The following is an 18,727-nucleotide window of genomic DNA, read 5'->3' on the forward strand; positions in this document are numbered from 1 at the left end:
CCCCGCCACGGAACAGGAAACCATACGATGAGCTGGCTCGACAAACTGTTGCCGCCGAAGATCAAGCAGACCGACCCGAAAAGCCGCAAGGGCATTCCGGAAGGCCTGTGGGTCAAGTGCCCGTCCTGCGAGGCCGTGCTGTACCGCAACGACGTGGACGCGAACCTGCACGTGTGCCCGAAGTGCGATCACCACATGCGCATCGGCGCGCGCGAGCGCCTCGACGGGCTGCTGGATCCGGAAGGCCGCTATGAAATCGGCCAGGAAATCGTGCCGGTCGACTCGCTGAAGTTCAAGGACAGCCGCAAGTACCCCGATCGTCTGAAGGAAGCGATGGACGAGACGGGCGAGACCGACGCGATGGTCGTGATGGGCGGTGCGATCCACACGCTGCCCGTCGTCGCGGCCTGCTTCGAGTTCTCGTTCATGGGCGGCTCGATGGGCTCGGTCGTCGGCGAGCGCTTCGCGCGCGGCGCGCAGAACGCGCTGGAGCAGCAGGTGCCGTTCATCTGCTTTACCGCTTCGGGCGGCGCCCGGATGCAGGAAAGCCTGCTGTCGCTGATGCAGATGGCCAAGACCACCGCGATGCTGACCAAGCTGGCCGAGGCCAAGCTGCCGTTCATTTCGGTGCTGACCGACCCGACGATGGGCGGCGTGTCGGCGAGCTTCGCGTTCCTCGGCGACGTCGTGATCGCCGAGCCGAAGGCGCTGATCGGCTTCGCCGGCCCGCGCGTGATCGAGCAGACGGTTCGCGAAAAGCTGCCGGAAGGCTTCCAGCGCGCGGAATTCCTGCTGAAGACGGGCGCGATCGACATGATCGTCGACCGCCGCAAGATGCGCGACGAGATCGCGCAACTGCTCGCGCTGCTGCAGCGACAGCCGGCCGACGCGCTGGCCTGATTGGCGCGGCGTTGTGAACTGCGCGCGTCGCCCGGCTGAACCGCCGGGCGGCGCGTTTCGTTTTTTGGCGTAGTGGCGGTACCGATTCAGATTTGATCCGATGAGCACTTTTCCCACTCTCGACGCGTGGCTTTCGCATCTCGAACGCGCGCACCCGGTCGGCATCGACATGGGCCTCACCCGCATCGGGCAGGTCAAGGCGGCGCTGCAGCTCGAATTCACGTGCCCCGTGATCACGGTCGGCGGCACGAACGGCAAGGGTTCGACCTGCGCGTTCCTCGAGGCGATCCTCGTTCACGCGGGCTACAAGGTCGGCTGCCACACGTCGCCGCACCTGCTCGAATTCGGCGAGCGAGCGCGCGTGAACGGCCAGCAGGTCAGCGACGCCGAGCTGCTGCCGCACTTCGAAGCCGTCGAAGCGGCGCGCACGTCGCTGCCGGAGCCGGTGTCGCTCACGTACTTCGAATTCACGACGCTCGCGATCCTGCACCTGTTCGCGTCGCGCGGGCTCGATGCGGTGATCCTCGAAGTCGGCCTCGGCGGCCGGCTCGATGCGGTCAACATCATCGATACCGATTGCGCGATCGTCACGAGTATCGACATCGACCATACCGAATACCTCGGCGACACGCGCGAGAAGATCGCGTTCGAGAAGGCGGGGATCTTCCGCGCGGGCAAGCCGGCGATCTGCGGCGATCCCGCGGTGCCGAACACGCTGGTCGAGCATGCCGAAGCGATCGGCGCCGACCTGTGGCTGGTCGGCCGCGATTTTCGCTACGAAGCGCAGCCGGGCGCGGAGCGCCAGCAATGGAGCTACCTCGGCCGCGAGAAGCGCTATCCGGCGCTCGCTTACCCGGCGCTGCGCGGTGCGAACCAGCTGATCAATGCATCGGCCGCGCTGGCCGCGCTCGAGGCGCTGCGCCCGGTGCTGCCGGTGTCCGCGCAGGACATCCGGCTCGGGCTCGCGAACGTCGAGCTGCCGGGGCGCTTCCAGGTGCTGCCCGGCAAGCCGGCGATCGTGCTGGACGTCGCGCACAACCCGCATGCGGCGGCCGTGCTCGAGCAGAATCTGGGCAACATGGGCTTCTTCCCATACACGTACGCGGTGTTCGGTGCGATGCACGACAAGGACATCGACGGCGTGCTGCGGCACCTGAAGGGCGAGATCGACCACTGGTGCGTGACCGACCTGCCGCTGCCGCGCGCGGCGAGCGCGGAGCAGCTCGAAGCCGCGCTGCGCAAGGCCGGCGTGGAGGACGGGGCCGATTCGAGCGTGACGCGGTACGCGTCGCCCGCCGAAGCGTTTCGCGATGCACTAAAAAGAGCATCCGAGAATGATAGAATCGTGGTTTTCGGCAGTTTCCATACGGTGGCGGGTGTGATGGCCTACCGGAAATCGCAGCAACACTGACTGAAGGGCAGTTTCGGACTCAGCCATTCATGGGAATTTTCTCGTTCGGCAAGAAAGACGACGACGCGCCCCCGCGGCGCGGCGGTCGTACCGGGGCCTCCCGGAACGTGCGCACGGAGCGCACTGAACGCGTCGAGCGGCGCACGCGCCGCACCGAGCGTCCGGAATCGGACGCGCTGCTCCTCGATCCGACCCTTCCTGAAAAGCAACGCGCCCGCCGGCGCCTCGTCGGCGCGATCGCGCTCGTCGTCGCCGCGGTGATCGTGCTGCCGATGGTGCTCGATTCGCACCCGAAGCCGGTGACGGACGACATCGCGATCGACATTCCGAACCGGCCCGCGCATCAGGCGGTCGCGCCGCGTGACGACGACGCGTCCGACGTGCAGGCGGGCGTCGCGCACGACGAGCCGCCGGCCTCCGACGCCGCGGTGGCGGCCGTTCCGGCCCCCGCGGAGAAGGACACGGCCAAGCCGGCCGCGAAGCCCGAACCCTCGACGACCACGGCGAGCGTGACGCCGCCGAAGCCCGCTGCGAAGCCGGCCGCGGCGGCGCCCGCACCCGCGGCGAAGCCGGCCGCGCCGAAGCCGGCGCCCGCGGCGGTCGCGAACGCAGACGCCGCGGCCGACAGCGGCGATGCGTCGTCGCCGGCGTCGCCGGCCGGTGCGCGTTTCGCGGTGCAGCTCGGCTCGTTCAAGGACGACGCAACGGCTCGTTCGTGGGCCACCAAGTTGAAATCGGCGGGCGTGCCCGCATATGTCGAGCATCGCAAGCAGGCAGACGGCAGCACGGCTAGCCAGCTGCGTGCCGGCCCGTTTGCGGATCGCGCGGCGGCGTCCGCCGCGATCGCGAAGGTGCGCGAAGCCGGACTCACGCAGTAACGTGCGATGCTGACGGCTTTCGACTACGCTGTATTGGCGGTGATCGCGTTGTCTGCGCTGCGTGGCGCGTGGCGCGGTTTCGTCTCCGAGATTTTCGGGCTGATCGGCTGGATCGCGGCGATCGCGATCGCCGCCCGCTATGTCGGACTGGTGGTGCCGTATATCCCGGCGAACTGGCCGGGCGGCGCGCTGACGCAGTGGGTGATCGCATTCGCGCTGATCGTGATCGGCGTCGTGTTCGTCGCGGGTGTCGCGAACGCGCTGTTGTCGCGGATCGCGCAGGCGACGGGCCTCGGCGGGGTCGATCGCTCGCTGGGCATGATGTTCGGGCTCGTCCGCGGCTGCGTGCTGGTGGTGCTGCTGGTCGCGGCGGCCGGGCTGACCGAATTGCCCAAACAGGATTTCTGGCGCAATGCGCTATTGCGTCCTTTCGCCGAACAGGGCGTGCACGAGCTGAAGCAGCTCCTGCCCGACGGCATGGCCCAGTATGTACGCGTGTGACGACGCGGCCGGGCAGGACGGAACCGATTTTGTCATCTTGAAGGACATGCCATGTGCGGCATCGTAGGTGTTATCTCCCAAGCCCCCGTCAATCAGCTGATCTATGACAGCCTGCTGCTCCTGCAGCATCGCGGTCAGGACGCAGCGGGCATCGCGACGGCGGACGGCAGCAATTTCCACATGTACAAGGCTAACGGCATGGTGCGCGACGTGTTCCGCACGCGCAACATGCGCAGCCTGCCCGGCACCTTCGGCATCGGCCAGGTCCGCTATCCGACGGCCGGTTCGGCGTCGAGCGAAGCCGAGGCGCAGCCGTTCTACGTGAACGCGCCGTTCGGGATCATCCTCGCGCACAACGGCAACCTGACGAACTGGGAACAGCTGAAGGACGAGATGTTCCGGATCGACCGCCGGCACATCAACACCAATTCCGACAGCGAAGTGCTGCTCAACGTGTTCGCGCACGAGCTGCAGCTGTCGACGACCGGCCTCGAGCTCGATCCGGCCGCGCTGTTCAAGGCTGTCGAGGGCGTGCATCGCCGCCTGCAGGGCTCGTACGCGATCGTGTCGCTGATCGCCGGCTACGGCCTGGTCGCGTTCCGCGATCCGTTCGGCATCCGTCCGCTCTGCATCGGCAAGCTCGAGACCGAACACGGCACCGAATGGATGGTCGCGTCGGAGTCGGTGGCGGTCGAAGGCATCGGCTTCGAATTCGTGCGCGACGTGCAGCCGGGCGAAGCGATCTTCATCGACAAGGCCGGCAACTTCCACAGCCAGCAGTGCGCGGAGAACCCGACGCTGAATCCGTGCATGTTCGAATACGTGTATCTCGCACGTCCGGATTCGTGCCTCGACGGCGTGCCCGTCTACAACGTGCGCCTGCGCATGGGCGACTACCTCGCCGAGAAGATCAAGCGCGAGCTGCCGAACGTGCCGATCGACGTCGTGATGCCGATTCCCGATTCGTCGCGTCCGGCTGCGATGCAGGTTGCCGCGAAGCTCGGCGTCGAGTATCGCGAAGGCTTCTTCAAGAACCGCTACGTCGGCCGTACCTTCATCATGCCGGGCCAGGCCGTGCGCAAGAAGTCGGTGCGCCAGAAGCTCAATGCGATGAGCATCGAGTTCAAGGACAAGCACGTGCTGATCGTCGACGACTCGATCGTGCGCGGCACGACCTCGCACGAAATCGTGCAGATGGCGCGCGATGCGGGCGCGAAGTCGGTGATCTTCGCGTCGGCGGCGCCGCCCGTGAAGTTCCCGAACGTGTACGGCATCGACATGCCGACGCGCGGCGAGCTGGTTGCACACGGCCGCACCGACGAGGAAGTCGCGAAGATCATCGGCGCCGACCACCTGATCTATCAGGACGTCGACGACCTGCGCCGCGCGGTGCGCGACATCAACCCGAAGCTCGAGGGCTTCGAGGCGTCGTGCTTCGACGGCAACTACATCACCGGCGCCGTGACGCCCGAGTACCTCGACGCGATCGAGCGCGCCCGTCTCGCACCGGCGTCGCAGGCCGATCGCGACACGGCAGGCGACACCGCGCGTTCGCAGATGAACCTGCAGCTGTCGGTCGAGTGATACCGGCGCACGCTTCGGATGAAGCGTGATAGGATGTGGCCTTGCGTCGATTTGATTCAGCTTGCGGACGCGGGGCGACTTCCCAAAACAGCTAAAGCGAAGGCCGGCGGCAGCCGGCCCGAGTCGATCGCTGTCGTACCGCACCGAAGCCCGCTGATGCCGACGCATAGCGGGCTTTTTGTTTTGGCCTGATTTTTGTGGCTGGGCGCGCGCCGGACGCACGACCCTCGGCGCGACCCCTCGAATACGGATAACGGAACATGGACGACTCCCTCAACTTCGACACGCTCGCCGTGCGCGCGGGCACGCTGCGCAGCAGCGACTTCAACGAGCACTCGGAAGCGCTGTTCCTCACGTCGAGCTTCTGCTTCACGAGCGCGGCCGAGGCAGCCGAGCGCTTCGCGAATTCGGAAGACTATTTCACCTATTCGCGCTTCACGAACCCGACCGTCACCATGTTCCAGGATCGTCTCGCCGCGCTCGAAGGCGGCGAGGCCTGCATCGCGACGGCGTCGGGCATGGCCGCGATCATGTCGGTCGTGATGTCCGCGCTGCAGGCGGGCGATCACCTCGTCAGCTCGCGCAGCCTGTTCGGCTCGACGCTCGGGATGTTCTCGCAGATCTTCAGCAAGTTCGGCATCACGACGACCTTCGTCGATCCGACCGACCTGAACGCCTGGCAGGAAGCGGTGCGGCCCGAGACGAAGATGTTCTTCCTCGAAACGCCGTCGAACCCGCTGACCGAACTCGCCGACATCGAGGCGATCGGCAAGATCGCGAAGGCCGCGAACGCGCTGTTCGTCGTCGACAACTGTTTCTGCAGCCCGGTGCTGCAGCAGCCGCTGAAGCTCGGCGCGGACGTCGTGATGCACTCGGCGACGAAGTTCCTCGACGGCCAAGGCCGCGTGCTCGGCGGCGCGCTGGTCGGCTCGAAGGAATTCATCATGGGTAAGGTGTTCCCGTTCGTGCGCAGCGCGGGCCCGACGCTGTCGGCGTTCAACGCGTGGGTGCTGCTGAAGGGGATGGAGACGCTGTCGTTGCGCGTCGAGAAGCAGTCGGCGAACGCGCTGGAAATCGCGCGCTGGCTCGATTCGCATCCTGCGGTCAAGCGCGTGTTCTATCCGGGGCTCGAATCCCATCCGCAGCATGAGCTGGCGAAGCGCCAGCAGAAGGCGGGCGGCGCGATCGTATCGTTCGAGCTGAAGGGCGACACGCCGGAGCAGCAGCGCGCGAACGCGTGGCGCGTGATCGACAGCACGAAGTTGGTCTCGATCACCGGCAACCTCGGCGACACGCGCACGACGATCACGCATCCGGCGACGACGACGCACGCGCGCATCACGCCGGAAGCGCGTGCGGCCGCGGGGATCACCGAAGGGCTGATCCGCCTCGCGGTCGGCCTGGAAAACGCGGGCGACCTGCGCAACGATCTCGCGCGCGGCCTCGAGGGCTGAGCGCGGCGGCGCCGGTTTCAGGGCCGGCATGACGACGGGCCGCTCAGACAGGGCGGCCCGTTTTCTTTTCAGTCGGCGACGAACGCGTGTTGCGTTGCCGGAATCAGCCGGCCCGCGCGTCGCGCATCGCGTCCATCATCCAGCGCAAGGTTTCGTCGAGCGGCGTCACGGGCAGCTCGCCCACCGCGCGCCGCAGCTTGTCGCGCGACCCGCTCAGGCTCTTTACTTCGTTATGCCGAACGAAGCGCGGATCGATCGTCACGTCGATCACGTAACCGGCGATTCGCGACAGCATCGCCAGCACTTCCTTCAGCGAATACGCGCGCTCCGAGCAGATGTTGAACGTCTCGCCGGCCGGCGCGGCTTCGAGCAGCTTCAGATAGGCGGCCGTCACGTCGCGCACGTCGGAGAAATCGCGGCTCACGTCGAGATTGCCGAGCGAGATGCGCGGCGCGTTGCGCGCATAGTGCGATACCAGCTTCGGCAGCAGATACGCGTCGTCCTGGCCGACGCCTGTGTAATTGAACGGCCGCGCGATCACGATCGGCAGGCGGTCGGCCCACAGCTTCGCCGCGTATTCCATCGCGAGCTTGCTGACCGCGTAGTCGTTCGCGGGCGCGGGCGCGACGCTTTCGTCGAGCACGCCGGCCGTCGAATTGCCGTAGATGTTCGCGCTGCTGGCGAGCAGCACCGCCGACGGGCGGCGGTCGAGGCCCGCGAGCGCGGCCAGCAGGTTGCGCGTGCCGACGATGTTGACCGCGTAGGTCTGCGATGGCTCGTCCTGCGCGACGTGCGCGCGCGCGGCGAGATGCACGACCGCATCGGGCCGCGCATCGGCGAGCGCCGCACGGGTCGCGTCCGCATCGAGCAGGTCGACCGGCAGCAGCGTGCAGTGGGCGAGCGCCGGATCGTCGAGCCGCGCTGCGCCGGGCGCCACGGTGCCCCACACGTCGTAGCCGGCCGCAGCGAGCCGCTGCGCCATGTAGCGGCCGGTGAAGCCCGCCAGGCCCGTGACGAACGCCCGGCGCGACGGGCGCCTGGCTTCAGTACGTGTCATGGTGCCGGTTCCGCGTCAGGTCCGCTTCGACCATCATCTGGCAGAGCTGTTCGAGCGTCGTCTCCGGCGCCCAGCCCAGCTTGGCTTTCGCTTTGTCGGCGGAGCCGATCAGCAGGTCGACTTCGGCAGGGCGGTAGAACTTCGGATTCACTTCGACGAGCACGTCGCCGTTCGACGCGTCGAGGCCGCGTTCCTGCTCGCCCTTGCCGGTCCATTCGATCTGATAGCCGGCGGCCGCGAACGCCATCTGCACGAAGTCGCGCACGGTCTCGGTGCGGTTGGTCGCGAGCACGTAGGTGTCGGGCTCGTCGGCCTGCAGCATCCGCCACATCCCTTCGACGTATTCGAGCGCGAAGCCCCAGTCGCGCTTCGCGTCGAGGTTGCCGAGCTCGAGCCGGGTCGCCTTGCCGAGCTTGATCTTCGCGACGGTGTCGGTGATCTTGCGCGTGACGAACTCGCGGCCGCGCAGCGGCGATTCGTGGTTGAACAGGATGCCGCTGCAGCCGAACAGGCCATAGGACTCGCGGTAGTTCACGGTCATCCAGTGCGCGTACAGCTTCGCGACGCCGTACGGGCTGCGCGGGTAGAACGCGGTGGTTTCCGTCTGCGGGATCGCCTGCACCTTGCCGAACATCTCGGACGTCGACGCCTGGTAGAAGCGCGTCTTCGGGCTCACCACGCGGATCGCCTCGAGCAGGTTCAGCGGGCCGACGCCCGTGACCTCGGCGGTCGTCGCCGGCTGGTCGAACGACACGCCGACGAAGCTCTGCGCGGCCAGGTTGTACAGCTCGTCGGGCTGCGTGCGTTCGAGCAGCCGCAGGCTGGAGCCGGCATCCGTCAGGTCGTGCTCGACGAGCGACAGGTTCGGGTGCGTGTCGACGCCGAGCTCGGCGATGCGCCAGAAGTTGACCGAGCTGGTGCGGCGGTAGGTGCCCGTGACTTCGTAGCCCTTGTCGAGCAGCAGCTTGGTCAGGTAGGCGCCGTCCTGCCCGGTGATCCCCGTGATGATGGCCTTCTTGCGAGTTTGGCTCATGGCAATGTCCTGGTCGAAACGATGGATTGAGAAAGTCAGGCGGTCGTGCGCGCGGCGGCGGGTACCGTGCTGCGCGCGGGGCCGCGGGTCAGGCGCCGCTCGAAGCCGTACCAGCTCACGGTGGCGTATACGAGCGTGATGGCCAGCGCGAGCGCGGCCGTGACGAAGCGGTTCAGGTGCAGCGGCCACAGCGCGTACAGCACGCTCAGGTGAATCAGGTAGACGGTGTAGCTGACGGTGCCGACGTACACGAGCAGCGGGTTCGTCAGCACGCGCTGCACGACGCCGCGTCCGCGCAGTGCGATCACGACGATCGACGTGCACAGCAGCAGCGAGATGCTGTAGAGCGCGGCGTTCGACAGCGGCGTGTTCGCGGCGCGGAAACGCGGGAACGACAGGTGCAGCCAGCCGAGGATCGCGAGCGACACGAGCGCGCCGACGATCGCGAGCGGATAGAACGGCTCCAGCGCGCGCCGGTCGCGGCGCAGCACGATCGCGAGCAGCGCGCCAGCGGCGAGCAGGTCCATCCGGAACGGCGTCAGGTAGTAGATCGGCCAGAACGAATCGAACCACGGCGTCGCGATCGCGCGCAGCACGGGCGCCGCGACGATCAGCGCGGCGGCGATCCACAGCAGCGCGCGCTCCGAACACCACAGCACGACGAACGGCCAGAAGATGTAGAACTGCTCCTCGACGGCGAGCGACCACAGCACGTTCAGGCTGTCGTGGCCGATGCTGCCGAGCGACAGCCCGATGTTGGTCGAGAAGAACGCGAACCACGGCCAGTGCGGCAGCCAGCTCGCGCCGAACAGCAGCGTCGACACGACCAGCAGCAACACGTACGGCGGCAGGATCCGGCGCACTCGGCGCGCGTAGAAGTGGCTGAAGTACGACTGTCCGCGCGCCTTGCGCTCGAGCAGGATGCCGGTGATCAGCAGGCCGCTCAGCACGAAGAACAGGTCGACGCCCATCCACAGCGGCGCCTTCAGCGCGTGTTGCAGGAACACGGCGCCGACGGCGATCGCGCGCAGCCCGTCGAGCTGCACGATGCGGCCGTGTTGCGGCGGGGCGAGGTCGGCGGTGCGCGAGATGCCCGTCATCGCGCCGCTCCTTCGCGACGCGCGGCCGATGCCGACGCGCGCCGCGCATTCGATGCGTGAACGTAATGCATGCGTTTAAAGGGAATATTGATTCGAAATCGATTCTAGGGAAAAGAAATCGGCAAAAAAACGCATGTCATTTATTCGGCTGAAAACATTCAAATGCCGGTCGTTTCAATCACGAGATGAAAGATTTGCAGGCCAGGGTGGCCGTCGGGCGGGCCGGAGCGGAATTTTCTACGGATCGTCGCGTGAAAGGCGGTCGTTATTTCCGCTTCGCCGGGGCTATTCCGGACGATTCCGGTTCAATATTTCAGGCGGAAACATCCCCAAATATTTCCAAATTTCTTGTGATTATTTTTGCTTGTAACCTGCATCGCGACGTTTGAAACCCATTTAGCGACAGGTCATCCAGGCACGCAGCACGCCGCGGGCGCCGGTCGCTTTTGCATCGAGTCTGGAGAGCGCATTGCGACGTCTGATTCTGGTTGGCATGACGGTATGCGCGGCGCTGTCCGCGAGCGCCGCACCGGCTGAAACCGTGTTGCCCGCGACCACGTCGTGGGTCGGCAACACGTTCGGCTACGGCGACGGCAGCTGGACGCAGATCGACATTCGCGCGATCGCGGTGACGCCCGACGGCAAGGTGTATACGAACGCGCCGTGGGACGAGAGCGGCGCCGAGGCGAGCGTCTACCAGGACGGGAAGATGCTCGGCTTCGCCGGCGGCACGCATGGCTGGGGCAACCTCGGCGGCAACGCGGTCGCGGTGAACGGCAAGTATGCGTACGTCGCGATCGGCGTCGGCAACGAGCGCGGCCATCTGCAGTCGCCCGGCATCTGGCCGGACAAGGGCAAGCAGTGGTACGGCATTTCGCGGCGCACGATCGGCGACATGAAGCAGCCCGCGCCGTTCCGCGCGGCGCCGCAGGTCGCGCCCGGCGGGCGCGCCGATGCCGGCCGTGCGCGAATGGCCGCGAGCTTCATGGTGATGAACGAGGTGGCGGCACCCGCGCGGTCGGAGGTCGGTGAGCTGAAGGCGGAAGTGGGCGGCCTCGCGGCCGACGACAAGACGTTGTTCGCGACGAATCCTTCGCATGACGAAGTCGACGTGTACGACACTGAAACGATGCAGAAGAAGGGCACGTGGAGTGCGCACGAGCCGGGCCGCATCGCGCTTGCCGGCGACGGCACGCTGTGGCTGCTCACCGATACGCTCAACGGGCCCGCGCACCTCGTGCACGTGCGCGCGGACGGCCGCAAGCTCGACGACGCGCCCGCGCTGCCCGAGGGGACCGATGCGGTGGACGTGGCGGTCGACGCGAAAGGGCGCGTGCTGGTCGCGGACAACGGCCCGCGCCAGCAGGTGCTGATTTTCTCGAAAGGCGGCAACGGCTATGCGCCGTCCGGCACGCTCGGCGAGCGCGGCGGGATCTTCGCGGGCCCGGTGCCGGGCCGCCCCGGGCCGCAACGTTTCAACGGGCTGACGGGCGTGGGCGTCGATCGCGCGGGCAACGTGTACGTGTCGATGAACGGCATCGGGCCGCGCCACGACACGATCGGTGCGGGGCTCGGCGCGGTGCTCGAGAGCTACACGCCGGACGGCAAGCTGCGCTGGCAGGTGCAGGGGCTGCTGTTCGTCGACGGCGCGTGGCTCGATCCCGCACGGCCGAACAGCGTGTACACGGGCAACAAGCGCTTCGAGCTCGACCTGTCGAAGCCGCCCGGCCAGGACTGGAAATACGCCGGCTTCCTGTCGAACCGCTTCAAGTATCCGGACGATCCCGTGTTCCACACGGACCAGTACCCCGGCATGCCGTTCGCGCGGCGCGTCGACGGCCGCACGTTCCTGTACCTGACCGACATGTACGCCGATCACCTGAAGATCTACCGCTTCGACGCGAAGCGCGACGGCGAGGTCGCGATTCCGTCAGGCCTGATCGCGGGCCGTGCGCGGCCGGTCGACAAGGTGCCGAACAAGCCGCCGGGCGGCGACTGGATCTGGCGCGACGCGAACGGCAACGGCCGGCTCGACGAGGACGAGTTCACGACCAACACGACCGGCAAGGCGAAGGCGGGCGGCTGGGGCTGGTGGGTCGACACGAAGGGCGACATCTGGCGCACGAGCGACGTGCGCGGGATTCATCGCTTCGGCTACGGCGGCGTCGACAAGGCCGGCAACCCGATCTATTCGTACGACAAGGTCACGACCTATCCGATGCCGCAGCCGTTCACGCAGCTGCGCCGCGCGATCTACGAGCCGCAGACGGACACGCTGTACGTGACGGGCTACACGGCCGACGCGCCGCCGCAGCCCGGCATCAACAAGGAAGTCGGCCGCGTGCTGGTGCGCTTCGACAAGTGGTCGAGCGGCTCGCCGGTGGTGCGCTATACGGTCGCGCTGCCGTGGCAGCTCGACGCGAAGCCGATCCTCGACCTGATCGGGATCACGGTCGAGGGCCGCTACATCTTCACGGTGGAGCCGGTCGGGAAGATCCACGTGTACGACAAGGAAACCGGCAAGGAGGTCGGCGTGATGAGCCCGGGCGCCGAGGTCGGCAAGGCGTCGGGCTGGGTCGACGTGCCGTTCGGCATCAGCGCGTTCCGGCGCGAGAACGGCGAATACCTGGTGTTCGTCGAGGAAGACGCGCGCGGCAAGGTGCTGATGTATCGCTGGAAACCGTGACGGGCGGCGCACCGTCGTTGCAGTCGCCGTCACACAAGGCAGAAGCATGGACAAAGGCATACTCAAGAACGTTTCGATCAACTTCATCGGGCTGATCCTGCCGACCTTCGTGTCGCTGGTGACGGTGCCCGCCTATATCCACGCGCTGGGCGTCGAGCGCTACGGCGTCGTCAGCCTCGTGTGGACGCTGATCGGTTATTTCGGGATCCTCGATCTCGGGATGAGCATGGCCGCGCAGAACCACATCTCCAAGGCGCTCGCGAGCGGCGACGCCGACGAAAGCGCGCGCGTGTTCTGGAGCGCGTTCTGGCTGAATCTCGGCACCGGCGTCGTCGGCGGGCTGCTGATCTATTTCGGCGCGTTCATCTACACCGAGTACTTCACGAAGGTGTCGGCGGCGATGCAGCACGAGGTGTATCTCGCGCTGCCGTGGCTCGCGCTCGCGATTCCGCTCGCGAACGTGTCGTGGGTGTTCGCCGGCGCGATCAACGGCGCCGAACGGTTCGGCGTGTTCAACACGAACCAGACGATCGGCACCTTCCTGTTCCAGCTGCTGCCGCTCGGCGCCGCGTGGTGGATCGCGCCGAACCTGCAGACGGTGCTCGCCGCCGCGGTCGTCGCGCGGCTGATCGCGGCGGTGATGCTCGGTCACGCGAGCATCAAGGTGCTCGCGATCCGGCGCATCGACCCGCCGCAGTGGGGCACCGCGAAAGGGCTGTTCAACTTCGGCGGCTGGATGCTGATCGCGAGCATGGCGAGCATGATCGCCGACACGCTCGATCGCGTGATGCTCGGCGCCGGCATGGGCGCGAAGTTCGTCACCTACTACACGGTCCCGCAGAACCTCGTCACGCGGCTGAACATGCTGCCGAACGCGCTGGTGCGCACGCTGTTCCCGCGCCTGTCGGCGGTCGGCCGCGATCACGCCGACACGCTCGCGCGTCAGTCGCTCGAATTCCTGAACGGCGTGTTTACGCCGGTCGGCATCGTCGCGATCTTCGCGCTCGCGCCGTTCCTCACGCTGTGGGTCGGCGCCGATCTCGCCGCGCATTCGGCGCCGGTCGGGCGCGTGCTGGTGATCAGCGTGTGGCTCGTCGGCCAGGCGAGCGTCACGCGGATCCTGATCCAGTCGCAGGTCAACCCGGCGCGCGCCGCGTTCGCCGGGCTCATCGAGATGCCGTTCTTCGTCGGCGGCCTGTGGTTCGGCATTCATCACTTCGGGCTGATCGGCGCGGCGGTGGTCGTCGCGACCCGCGCGCTGGTCGACTACGGCGTGCTGCTTTACCTGTCGGCGATCCGGATGCGCGCGATCGTGCTCGACATGCTCGCGCATCTCGCCTTCCTGCTCGCGAGCCTGTTTCTCGCGCAAGCGTGGTCGGGGCTCGGCGAGTCGATCGGCCTCTGCGCGGTCGTGCTGGCGCTGAACCTGGCGTGGTCGTTCACGATGACGCCGGCCTTGCGCGCGCTGGTGCGTGACTTGTTCGTCCGTCTCAATGCGAGGAAAACCGTATGAATCGCGATCTGGCGGAACACGCCATCCTGAACCTCGCCACGGCCGATGCCGCCGCGGCCGAAGCCGGCGACGCCGCTACGCTGCGCCGGGGCAAACCGGCCGGGCAGGCGAGCGCACGCGATGCGTCGCGCCCGCTGCGCGTGGCGATCGTCCACGACTGGCTCGTCACGTACGCCGGCGCCGAGCGCGTGCTCGAACAGATCGTCGCGTGCTTTCCCGACGCGGACCTGTTCAGCCTCGTCGATTTTCTCGACGACCGCGCGTTCGTGCGCGGCAAGCCGGTGACGACCTCGTTCATCCAGAAGCTGCCGTTCGCACGCACCAAGTACCGCAGCTACCTGCCGCTGATGCCGCTCGCGATCGAGCAGCTCGACGTGTCGGACTACGACCTCGTGATCTCCAGCAGCCACGCGGTCGCGAAGGGCGTGCTGACCGGGCCGGACCAGATGCACATCAGCTACGTGCATTCGCCGATCCGCTACGCGTGGGACCTGCAGCACCAGTATCTGGAACAGTCGAACCTGACGCACGGGCCGAAGTCGCTGCTCGCGCGGATGATCCTGCATTACATCCGCAACTGGGACACGCGCACCGCGAACGCGGTGGACGGCTTCGTCGCGAATTCCGCGTTCATCGCGCGCCGCATCCGCAAGGTGTATCACCGCGACGCGGCGGTGATCTTCCCGCCGGTCGACGTGGACGGCTTCTCGCTGAACGAGGTGAAGGACGATTTCTACCTGACCGCGTCGCGGATGGTGCCGTACAAGAAGATCGACCTGATCGTCGAAGCGTTCTCGCGCACGCCGGAGCGCAAGCTCGTCGTGATCGGCGGCGGCCCGGAGATGCAGAAGATCCGCGCGAAGGCCGGCCCCAACGTCGAGATCATGGGCTACCAGCCGTTCGCGGTGCTGCACGACCGGATGCGGCGCGCGAAGGCGTTCGTGTTCGCGGCCGAGGAAGATTTCGGGATTTCGGTGGTCGAGGCGCAGGCGTGCGGCACGCCCGTGATCGCGTACGGCAAGGGCGGCGCGCTCGAGACCGTGCTCGAGCCGCGCTCGCACGCGCAGCCGACCGGGCTGTTCTTCGACGAACAGACGCCGCATGCGATCGTCGCGGCGGTCGACGATTTCGAGCGCGCACCGCAGCGCTTCACGGCGCACGCGTGCCGCGCGAATGCGGAGCGCTTTTCGGCCGACACCTTTCGGCGGCGCTTTCTCGATTACGTGGAGACGGCGCTGCCCGGCTCGACCGCGCAGCGCGGCACGGCCGTCGCGCCGATGCCGGCCGCGCGCGGCCCGGCGACGCTCGTGCTGGATCAGAGCGGCGTGCTCGGCGGTGCGGAGCTGTCGCTGCTGGAGATCATGAAGCACATGCGCGCGAACGCCGATGTGCTGCTGTTCGACGACGGCCCGTTCCGCGCGGCGCTCGACGAGATCGGCGCGCGCGTCGACGTGCTCGACCAGGGCGCGCTCGCCGGGGTGCGCAAGCAGGGCGGCGTGTCGGCCGGCGCGTTGAAGCAGCTGGTCGCGCTCGTGCGCGACGTCGCACGGCGCGCGCGCCGCGCCGAGGTGATCTACGCGAACACGCAGCGCGCGATGGTGGTCGCCGCGCTGGCCGGGCGGCTCGCGCGCAAGCCGGTGGTCTGGCACCTGCGCGACATCGTCAGCGGCGACCATTTCGGCAGCAAGCAGCTGATGGCGATCAAGTACTGCGCGCGGTTCGGCGTCACGCGCGTGATCGCGAACTCCGACGCGTCCGCGCAGGCATTTCGTGCGCTGACGGGCTTCACGCCGCAGCACGTCGACGTCGTGTTCAACGGCATTTCGGCCGAACCGTTCGACGCGCTGGACGATGCGAGCCAGGCCGCGCTGCGCGCGCGCTTCGGGCTGCCCGAGCACGCATGGCTGGTCGGCTCGTTCAGCCGCCTCGCGCACTGGAAGGGGCAGCACCTGCTGCTGGAGGCCGCGGCTCGCCATCCCGGCATGCACGTGGTACTGGTCGGCGCGCCGCTGTTCGGCGAGGACGAATACGCGGCGCAGCTGCACGAGATCGTCGCGCGTCACGGGATGGACGACCGTGTCCATTTCCTCGGCTTCCAGCGCGACGTGGCCGCGTGCATGAAGGCGGTCGACGTGGTCGCGCATACGTCGATCACGCCGGAGCCGTTCGGGCGCGTGATCGTCGAGGGCATGCTCGCGCGGCGGCCGGTGGTCGCGGCCCGCGCGGGCGGGGTCGTCGAGATCATCGAGGACGGCGAAAACGGGCTGCTCTGCGAGCCGGGCAACGCGGCCGCGCTGGCCGACGCGCTGGGCAGGCTGCAGCGCGACGCCGCGCTGCGCGAGCGGCTCGTCGTGAGCGGGCGGGCGACCGCGGTGCGCCGGTTCGGCACCGAAACCTATGTGGCGCGGGTCGAGAAGATCCTCGCGGATACCGCGAAGGCCGCGAAGGCGAAGAAGCGGTAGGTGGCGGCTTGCGGCGGCATGTGAAGCGTGTTGTCGTGAACCGGGCCCCCATGCGGTGATGCGCTGCATGGGGGCTTTGCGCTTTGGGCGGGGCCGAGCGCTGTCGCGCACCGGGCACGCCGCACGTGACGAATCCGTAATCTGCGCAAAGCCGAGCGATTGCGTGAGCGTGAGCGGCGGAATGCGGGGCCGGCCCGGGTCGCGGGATGCGGGCTGCAACGACGATGCACTCGGGCGGCGGAGCGATGCGTCGCAGCGGGCGTGAATCCGGCCGCCGCCCGGTTCGGAATCGCTGCGCGGGACGCCAGGAGCGGCGCCGTGCGGTCCTGCCGCGGATCGCGTGAGGGGTCGGGCGACGCGACCGCCGTGCAGCCGCCCAGGCGGCGCATGACGCCGCGGCTTGCGTACTTCGGTACGTCGTGCCCGCCGCGTCGCGACGCGCAAATGCATCCCCGCGCCATCCTGCCCGTAAAAAAGCCCTCGCCCAGCCTGACGCCGGGCGGGGGCCGCGAGCGCGCGAACGGCGCCGTTCAGGCGGCCCGTTCGGGGGCCGGTGCGACGACGCGGGCGGTGCGGGTCGGCTTCAGGCTGGCCGCCCACACCATCGCCGGGCGTTCGAACAGCCGGTAGAACACGTAGGCGACCGGAATCGCGGCGGCCATGAACGCGATCGACGGCCAGATCGACAGTTGCAGTTCGGAGTGGAACAGCACCGAGCCGAGGCAGACGAACAGCGGCAGATGGATCAGGTACAGCGAGTAGCTGAAGTCGCCGAACCAGCCGAGCACGCGCAGCAGCGGCGTCGGGCGCGGCGGGCAGGCGAGCGCGCGGTACAGGAAGCACGCGAAGCCGGCCGCCCACAGCTGGAACGCGCCGTACTGGCCGAAATGGAACGCGCCGCAGCCCGCGGCCAGCAGCACGGCCGCCGCGAGGTACCACGCGCGCGACGGCACGGCGGCCGTGCCGCGCACCGGCTGCGCGCGCACGTCGGCGATCCACGCGCCGACGGTCCAGGACAGCCAGTACGACGTGAAGAACTGCAGGTCGTGCCGTTCGAGCAGCCACGCCGACGCGACGTTGACGAGCGCGACGGCCGCCACGATGGCCGGCATGCCGATGCGCCGGCGCAGTGCGAACAGCAGCGGGTAGATGGCGTAGAACTGCACTTCGAGCGACAGCGTCCACAGCGCGCCGTTCGACCCGTACGTGTAGCCGGCGATGCCTTGCAGCGAGAACAGGTTCACGAGGAACGCGGTGATGCCGACGTCGCGGATCTTGTGGCTGACCGGCGCGATCTGCAGGCTGACCGCGTCCATCGCGAGCGTGAACAGCAGCGCGGCGAGCAGCACCGGGTAGATGCGCGCGAAGCGGCGCGCCCAGAAGTTCGGCGCGTCGAGCCGGTACGCGGGGTTGGCCGCGAGCTTGAGCGCTGCATTGCGGTGGATGCAGTAGCCGCTGATCACGAAGAAGATCGGCACGCCGGCGGAGCCCCATGCGAACGGGAAGGTCAGGTAGCCGGCGATCGCGCTCGGGTTCAGCGCATGACCGTAAGCGTGATGGAAGCTCTGCATGCCGACCCAGACGACCTGGCGGCAGTGGAAATAGGCGACGAGCAGCGCCGCGAACCCGCGCATCGCGTCGATCACGTGTTCCTTGTGGTCGGCGACGGGCGGCGCAGCCAAAGACGATCCGCTGAAAGCTTGCATGCGATTCGATTCCTTGCGACGGATGAAGGGGATGGTCCAATCGTAATGCGCAAGAATTCGCTCGAATGAATAAAAAAATCGCGCCGGGAAATAGTGGTATTTCAGATGGTGGTGTTATTCCGGTCTGAAAGCGGTTTCGCCGACGCCACAATTATTTGCCGATTTTTTTCTGATAGTTTGAAGCTCCAGTTGATTGATGCAAGGAGCGGCAAGATGGACATGCATTGGATCGCGAGCGCGGCAGTACTGCTGGTCATGGCCGTGCTGTCGGCGTACCGCGAGGCGCTGAAGAACGAGCCGATTCGCCCGGGTCTCGAGCGGGGCGGCGTCCCGTATATCGAGGAATTCGAATCGTAAGAATTTGTATCCGGAAAATCGGTAATTTGTTTCTGTATCGGCGCCGGGTTCGGCAATATCGACCGGATGCGCAGATTATCTCTTT

15 protein-coding genes are annotated in these 18,727 nt (G+C 67.4%); 11 read left to right on the forward strand and 4 right to left on the reverse strand.

What is annotated here, in order from left to right:
* The first annotated feature begins 27 nt into the window (after positions 1 to 27).
* From accD to DID98_RS08665, 6 genes are all read left to right on the forward strand, one after another.
* The gene (gene accD / locus DID98_RS08635) at positions 28 to 900 is read left to right on the forward strand and encodes an acetyl-CoA carboxylase, carboxyltransferase subunit beta (RefSeq protein ID WP_044843820.1); all 873 of its coding nucleotides are present in this window, start codon (positions 28 to 30) and stop codon (positions 898 to 900) included.
* A 100-nt stretch (positions 901 to 1,000) separates the two neighbouring features.
* On the forward strand, positions 1,001 to 2,311 hold the full coding sequence (gene folC / locus DID98_RS08640; RefSeq protein WP_124486387.1) for a bifunctional tetrahydrofolate synthase/dihydrofolate synthase: 1,311 nt from the start codon (positions 1,001 to 1,003) through the stop codon (positions 2,309 to 2,311).
* 29 nt (positions 2,312 to 2,340) lie between these two features.
* A complete protein-coding gene (locus DID98_RS08645; protein WP_124521899.1) occupies positions 2,341 to 3,189 on the forward strand; it encodes an SPOR domain-containing protein in 849 nt (282 codons plus the stop codon).
* 6 nt (positions 3,190 to 3,195) lie between these two features.
* The gene (locus DID98_RS08650; protein WP_044843823.1) at positions 3,196 to 3,690 is read left to right on the forward strand and encodes a CvpA family protein; all 495 of its coding nucleotides are present in this window, start codon (positions 3,196 to 3,198) and stop codon (positions 3,688 to 3,690) included.
* Positions 3,691 to 3,741: 51 nt separating this feature from the next.
* Positions 3,742 to 5,274: an amidophosphoribosyltransferase gene (purF, locus tag DID98_RS08655; RefSeq protein WP_044843824.1), complete on the forward strand. Its 1,533-nt coding sequence runs from the start codon at positions 3,742 to 3,744 to the stop codon at positions 5,272 to 5,274.
* Between the two features lie 260 nt (positions 5,275 to 5,534).
* Positions 5,535 to 6,728, forward strand: a complete 1,194-nt coding sequence (locus DID98_RS08665; protein WP_044843825.1) for an O-succinylhomoserine sulfhydrylase — start codon at positions 5,535 to 5,537, stop codon at positions 6,726 to 6,728.
* 103 nt (positions 6,729 to 6,831) lie between these two features.
* On the opposite strand, the gene DID98_RS08670 is transcribed toward DID98_RS08665, so the two are convergent.
* From DID98_RS08670 to DID98_RS08680, 3 genes are read right to left on the reverse strand one after another with little or no spacing between them, the layout of a single operon-like run.
* Positions 6,832 to 7,785, reverse strand: coding sequence for an NAD-dependent epimerase/dehydratase family protein (locus DID98_RS08670; RefSeq protein ID WP_124486384.1), 954 nt, complete (start codon positions 7,783 to 7,785; stop codon positions 6,832 to 6,834).
* Positions 7,772 to 8,818 carry a GDP-mannose 4,6-dehydratase gene (gene gmd / locus DID98_RS08675; protein ID WP_044843827.1) on the reverse strand — a complete coding sequence of 349 codons (1,047 nt, stop codon included), beginning with the start codon at positions 8,816 to 8,818 and terminating at the stop codon, positions 7,772 to 7,774. The genes DID98_RS08670 and gmd overlap by 14 nt, the downstream gene beginning before the upstream one ends.
* A gap of 35 nt (positions 8,819 to 8,853) precedes the next feature.
* The gene (locus DID98_RS08680) at positions 8,854 to 9,918 is read right to left on the reverse strand and encodes an acyltransferase (protein WP_124521352.1); all 1,065 of its coding nucleotides are present in this window, start codon (positions 9,916 to 9,918) and stop codon (positions 8,854 to 8,856) included.
* A gap of 185 nt (positions 9,919 to 10,103) precedes the next feature.
* On the opposite strand from DID98_RS08680, the gene DID98_RS08685 reads away from it, so the two are divergent.
* The 4 genes from DID98_RS08685 to DID98_RS08700 all read left to right on the forward strand — a co-directional run bounded on the left by DID98_RS08685 (position 10,104) and on the right by DID98_RS08700 (position 16,579).
* Complete coding sequence (locus DID98_RS08685) at positions 10,104 to 10,307, forward strand: hypothetical protein (protein WP_124570566.1); 204 nt, start codon at positions 10,104 to 10,106, stop codon at positions 10,305 to 10,307.
* Positions 10,308 to 10,411: 104 nt separating this feature from the next.
* Positions 10,412 to 12,604 carry a hypothetical protein gene (locus tag DID98_RS08690; protein ID WP_185640839.1) on the forward strand — a complete coding sequence of 731 codons (2,193 nt, stop codon included), beginning with the start codon at positions 10,412 to 10,414 and terminating at the stop codon, positions 12,602 to 12,604.
* A 46-nt stretch (positions 12,605 to 12,650) separates the two neighbouring features.
* Complete coding sequence (locus DID98_RS08695) at positions 12,651 to 14,117, forward strand: flippase (protein ID WP_124570568.1); 1,467 nt, start codon at positions 12,651 to 12,653, stop codon at positions 14,115 to 14,117.
* Complete coding sequence (locus DID98_RS08700; protein ID WP_124570569.1) at positions 14,114 to 16,579, forward strand: glycosyltransferase family 4 protein; 2,466 nt, start codon at positions 14,114 to 14,116, stop codon at positions 16,577 to 16,579. The genes DID98_RS08695 and DID98_RS08700 overlap by 4 nt, the downstream gene beginning before the upstream one ends.
* A 530-nt stretch (positions 16,580 to 17,109) precedes the next feature.
* On the opposite strand, the gene DID98_RS08705 is transcribed toward DID98_RS08700, so the two are convergent.
* Positions 17,110 to 18,285, reverse strand: coding sequence for an acyltransferase (locus tag DID98_RS08705; protein WP_124521358.1), 1,176 nt, complete (start codon positions 18,283 to 18,285; stop codon positions 17,110 to 17,112).
* A 213-nt stretch (positions 18,286 to 18,498) separates the two neighbouring features.
* Here DID98_RS08705 and DID98_RS35765 point away from each other — a divergent pair, with 213 nt between their 5' ends.
* Complete coding sequence (locus DID98_RS35765) at positions 18,499 to 18,642, forward strand: hypothetical protein (protein WP_006479318.1); 144 nt, start codon at positions 18,499 to 18,501, stop codon at positions 18,640 to 18,642.
* Positions 18,643 to 18,727 lie beyond the last annotated feature (85 nt).

The sequence above is a fragment of the Burkholderia sp. Bp8984 genome (assembly GCF_003853755.1).
GTDB lineage: Bacteria > Pseudomonadota > Gammaproteobacteria > Burkholderiales > Burkholderiaceae > Burkholderia.